The 5,415-nt window shown below is 57.9% G+C and carries 3 rRNA genes; all 3 read left to right on the forward strand.

The window, feature by feature from the left end:
• Window positions 1-234 precede the first annotated feature (234 nt).
• The 3 genes from ACFF45_RS34915 (at window position 235) to rrf (ending at window position 5,415) form a co-directional block, all read left to right on the forward strand.
• Window positions 235-1,759 (forward strand): 16S ribosomal RNA (locus ACFF45_RS34915).
• Between the two features lie 313 nt (window positions 1,760-2,072).
• Window positions 2,073-5,194: ribosomal RNA gene (locus ACFF45_RS34920) — 23S ribosomal RNA — on the forward strand.
• Window positions 5,195-5,298: 104 nt separating this feature from the next.
• Window positions 5,299-5,415 (forward strand): 5S ribosomal RNA (gene rrf, locus ACFF45_RS34925).
• Together the 16S, 23S and 5S rRNA genes form the textbook arrangement of a ribosomal RNA operon.

A 5,415-nucleotide genomic window follows, 5' to 3' on the forward strand; every position in this document is an offset into this window, starting at 1 on the left:
ACCGAAGGGAAGCCCGGAGGAAAGCCCGAGAGGGTGAGTACAAAGGAAGCGACCGTTCCTTGAGAACTCAACAGCGTGCCAAAAGTCAACGCCAGATATGTTGATACCCCGACACCGGGAAGAATCCTGGTGGCGAGGTTCCTTTGAAAAAACACAGCGAGGACGCTGTGTGCGAGGGGACTATTCCTCCTCTCGCACCGCTCTCGTGTGTGTCGACCGGATGACCGGTAAACATTCACGGAGAGTTTGATCCTGGCTCAGGACGAACGCTGGCGGCGTGCTTAACACATGCAAGTCGAACGATGAACCACTTCGGTGGGGATTAGTGGCGAACGGGTGAGTAACACGTGGGCAATCTGCCCTGCACTCTGGGACAAGCCCTGGAAACGGGGTCTAATACCGGATATGAGTTCCTTCCGCATGGTGGGGACTGTAAAGCTCCGGCGGTGCAGGATGAGCCCGCGGCCTATCAGCTTGTTGGTGAGGTAACGGCTCACCAAGGCGACGACGGGTAGCCGGCCTGAGAGGGCGACCGGCCACACTGGGACTGAGACACGGCCCAGACTCCTACGGGAGGCAGCAGTGGGGAATATTGCACAATGGGCGAAAGCCTGATGCAGCGACGCCGCGTGAGGGATGACGGCCTTCGGGTTGTAAACCTCTTTCAGCAGGGAAGAAGCGAAAGTGACGGTACCTGCAGAAGAAGCGCCGGCTAACTACGTGCCAGCAGCCGCGGTAATACGTAGGGCGCAAGCGTTGTCCGGAATTATTGGGCGTAAAGAGCTCGTAGGCGGCTTGTCGCGTCGGTTGTGAAAGCCCGGGGCTTAACCCCGGGTCTGCAGTCGATACGGGCAGGCTAGAGTTCGGTAGGGGAGATCGGAATTCCTGGTGTAGCGGTGAAATGCGCAGATATCAGGAGGAACACCGGTGGCGAAGGCGGATCTCTGGGCCGATACTGACGCTGAGGAGCGAAAGCGTGGGGAGCGAACAGGATTAGATACCCTGGTAGTCCACGCCGTAAACGGTGGGCACTAGGTGTGGGCAACATTCCACGTTGTCCGTGCCGCAGCTAACGCATTAAGTGCCCCGCCTGGGGAGTACGGCCGCAAGGCTAAAACTCAAAGGAATTGACGGGGGCCCGCACAAGCGGCGGAGCATGTGGCTTAATTCGACGCAACGCGAAGAACCTTACCAAGGCTTGACATACACCGGAAACACTCAGAGATGGGTGCCCCCTTGTGGTCGGTGTACAGGTGGTGCATGGCTGTCGTCAGCTCGTGTCGTGAGATGTTGGGTTAAGTCCCGCAACGAGCGCAACCCTTGTCCCGTGTTGCCAGCAGGCCCTTGTGGTGCTGGGGACTCACGGGAGACCGCCGGGGTCAACTCGGAGGAAGGTGGGGACGACGTCAAGTCATCATGCCCCTTATGTCTTGGGCTGCACACGTGCTACAATGGCCGGTACAATGAGCTGCGATACCGTGAGGTGGAGCGAATCTCAAAAAGCCGGTCTCAGTTCGGATTGGGGTCTGCAACTCGACCCCATGAAGTCGGAGTCGCTAGTAATCGCAGATCAGCATTGCTGCGGTGAATACGTTCCCGGGCCTTGTACACACCGCCCGTCACGTCACGAAAGTCGGTAACACCCGAAGCCGGTGGCCCAACCCCTTGTGGGAGGGAGCTGTCGAAGGTGGGACTGGCGATTGGGACGAAGTCGTAACAAGGTAGCCGTACCGGAAGGTGCGGCTGGATCACCTCCTTTCTAAGGAGCACTTCTTGCCGAGTCCTTCGGGGCGAGGCCAGAGGCCGGTACATCAGCGAATGTCTGATGCTGGTTGCTCATGGGTGGAACGTTGACTACTCGGCACACTTGGCCTGCTCTGGTCGCTAGTACTGCTTCGGCGTGGAACGCGAGATGGAGAGGTGAGGGTGTCGGGCACGCTGTTGGGTGTCTGAGGGCATGGCCGTGTGGTCTGTCTTCGGGTGCCGGCTCCAGTGCACTCGGACCGTGAGGGTCCGGGGTGATGGGTGGCTGGTCGTTGTTTGAGAACTGCACAGTGGACGCGAGCATCTGTGGCCAAGTTTTTAAGGGCGCACGGTGGATGCCTTGGCACCAGGAACCGATGAAGGACGTGGGAGGCCACGATAGTCCCCGGGGAGTCGTCAACCAGGCTTTGATCCGGGGGTTTCCGAATGGGGAAACCCGGCAGTCGTCATGGGCTGTCACCCATACCTGAACACATAGGGTATGTGGAGGGAACGCGGGGAAGTGAAACATCTCAGTACCCGCAGGAAGAGAAAACAACCGTGATTCCGGGAGTAGTGGCGAGCGAAACCGGATGAGGCCAAACCGTTTACGTGTGAGACCCGGCAGGGGTTGCGTATGCGGGGTTGTGGGATCTCTCTTCTGTCGTCTGCCGGCGGCAGGACGAGTCAGAAACCGTTGATGTAGGCGAAGGACATGCGAAAGGTCCGGCGTAGAGGGTAAGACCCCCGTAGTCGAAACGTCAGCGGCTCGTTTGAGAGACACCCAAGTAGCACGGGGCCCGAGAAATCCCGTGTGAATCTGGCGGGACCACCCGCTAAGCCTAAATATTCCCTGGTGACCGATAGCGGATAGTACCGTGAGGGAATGGTGAAAAGTACCGCGGGAGGGGAGTGAAATAGTACCTGAAACCGTGTGCCTACAAGCCGTGGGAGCGTCGGACATCAAGCTTGCTTGGTGTCTCGTGACTGCGTGCCTTTTGAAGAATGAGCCTGCGAGTTTGCGGTGTGTTGCGAGGTTAACCCGGGTGGGGTAGCCGTAGCGAAAGCGAGTCCGAATAGGGCGGTATAGTAGCGCGCTCAAGACCCGAAGCGGAGTGATCTAGCCATGGGCAGGTTGAAGCGGAGGTAAGACTTCGTGGAGGACCGAACCCACCAGGGTTGAAAACCTGGGGGATGACCTGTGGTTAGGGGTGAAAGGCCAATCAAACTCCGTGATAGCTGGTTCTCCCCGAAATGCATTTAGGTGCAGCGTCGTGTGTTTCTTGCCGGAGGTAGAGCACTGGATAGGCGATGGGCCCTACCGGGTTACTGACCTTAGCCAAACTCCGAATGCCGGTAAGTGAGAGCGCGGCAGTGAGACTGTGGGGGATAAGCTCCATGGTCGAGAGGGAAACAGCCCAGAGCATCGACTAAGGCCCCTAAGCGTACGCTAAGTGGGAAAGGATGTGGAGTCGCACAGACAACCAGGAGGTTGGCTTAGAAGCAGCCACCCTTGAAAGAGTGCGTAATAGCTCACTGGTCTAGTGATTCCGCGCCGACAATGTAGCGGGGCTCAAGCGTACCGCCGAAGTCGTGTCATTGCAGCATGAGGGCTAACGCCTGCTGTGATGGGTAGGGGAGCGTCGTCTGCCGGGTGAAGCAGCCGTGTAAGCGAGTTGTGGACGGTTGACGAGTGAGAATGCAGGCATGAGTAGCGATACAAACGTGAGAAACGTTTGCGCCGATTGACTAAGGGTTCCTGGGTCAAGCTGATCTGCCCAGGGTAAGTCGGGACCTAAGGCGAGGCCGACAGGCGTAGTCGATGGATAACCGGTTGATATTCCGGTACCCGCTGTGGAGCGTCAAACATCGAGCATCGTGATGCTAAGGCCGTGAAGCCGTCCTGGATCCTTCGGGTGAAGGGGAGTGGTGGAGCCGCCGGACCAAGCGGTTAGTAGGTGAGTGATGGGGTGACGCAGGAAGGTAGTCCATCCCGGGCGGTGGTTGTCCCGGGGTAAGGGTGTAGGCCGTGCGACAGGTAAATCCGTCGTGCGTGTGGCTGAGACCTGATGCCGAGCCGATTGTGGTGAAGTGGATGATCCTATGCTGTCGAGAAAAGCCTCTAGCGAGTTTCATGGCGGCCCGTACCCTAAACCGACTCAGGTGGTCAGGTAGAGAATACCGAGGCGTTCGGGTGAACTATGGTTAAGGAACTCGGCAAAATGCCCCCGTAACTTCGGGAGAAGGGGGGCCATGCCTGGTGATCCGTTTTTCACGGTGAGCTGGGGGTGGCCGCAGAGACCAGCGAGAAGCGACTGTTTACTAAAAACACAGGTCCGTGCGAAGCCGTAAGGCGATGTATACGGACTGACGCCTGCCCGGTGCTGGAACGTTAAGGGGACCGGTTAGCTTCACTTCGGTGGGGCGAAGCTGAGAACTTAAGCGCCAGTAAACGGCGGTGGTAACTATAACCATCCTAAGGTAGCGAAATTCCTTGTCGGGTAAGTTCCGACCTGCACGAATGGCGTAACGACTTCTCGACTGTCTCAACCATAGGCCCGGTGAAATTGCACTACGAGTAAAGATGCTCGTTTCGCGCAGCAGGACGGAAAGACCCCGGGACCTTTACTACAGTTTGATATTGGTGTTCGGTTCGGCTTGTGTAGGATAGCTGGGAGACTGTGAAGCTCGCACGCCAGTGTGGGTGGAGTCGTCGTTGAAATACCAGTCTGGTCGTGCTGGATGTCTAACCTGGGTCCGTGATCCGGATCAGGGACAGTGTCTGATGGGTAGTTTAACTGGGGCGGTTGCCTCCCAAAGGGTAACGGAGGCGCCCAAAGGTTCCCTCAGCCTGGTTGGTAATCAGGTGTTGAGTGTAAGTGCACAAGGGAGCTTGACTGTGAGACCGACGGGTCGAGCAGGGACGAAAGTCGGGACTAGTGATCCGGCGGTGGCTTGTGGAAGCGCCGTCGCTCAACGGATAAAAGGTACCCCGGGGATAACAGGCTGATCTTCCCCAAGAGTCCATATCGACGGGATGGTTTGGCACCTCGATGTCGGCTCGTCGCATCCTGGGGCTGGAGTCGGTCCCAAGGGTTGGGCTGTTCGCCCATTAAAGCGGTACGCGAGCTGGGTTTAGAACGTCGTGAGACAGTTCGGTCCCTATCCGCTGTGCGCGTAGGAGTCTTGAGAAGGGCTGTCCCTAGTACGAGAGGACCGGGACGGACGAACCTCTGGTGTGCCAGTTGTTCTGCCAAGGGCATGGCTGGTTGGCTACGTTCGGGAGGGATAACCGCTGAAAGCATCTAAGCGGGAAGCCTGCTTCGAGATGAGGACTCCCACCCACTTGATGGGGTAAGGCTCCCAGTAGACGACTGGGTTGATAGGCCGGATCTGGAAGCACGGTAACGTGTGGAGGTGACCGGTACTAATAGGCCGAGGGCTTGTCCTCAGTTGCTCGCGTCCACTGTGTTAGTTCTGAGGCAACGACCGTTGCCGGCTGAGAGCAGAACGCATAAAAGAAAAGTGTGCTTGTTCGCTCGAAACCATTAGGGTTTCGGTGGTCATAGCGTGAGGGAAACGCCCGGTTACATTCCGAACCCGGAAGCTAAGCCTTACAGCGCCGATGGTACTGCAGGGGGGACCCTGTGGGAGAGTAGGACACCGCCGAAC

Source organism: Streptomyces cinereospinus (assembly GCF_042430725.1).
Lineage (GTDB): Bacteria > Actinomycetota > Actinomycetes > Streptomycetales > Streptomycetaceae > Streptomyces > Streptomyces cinereospinus.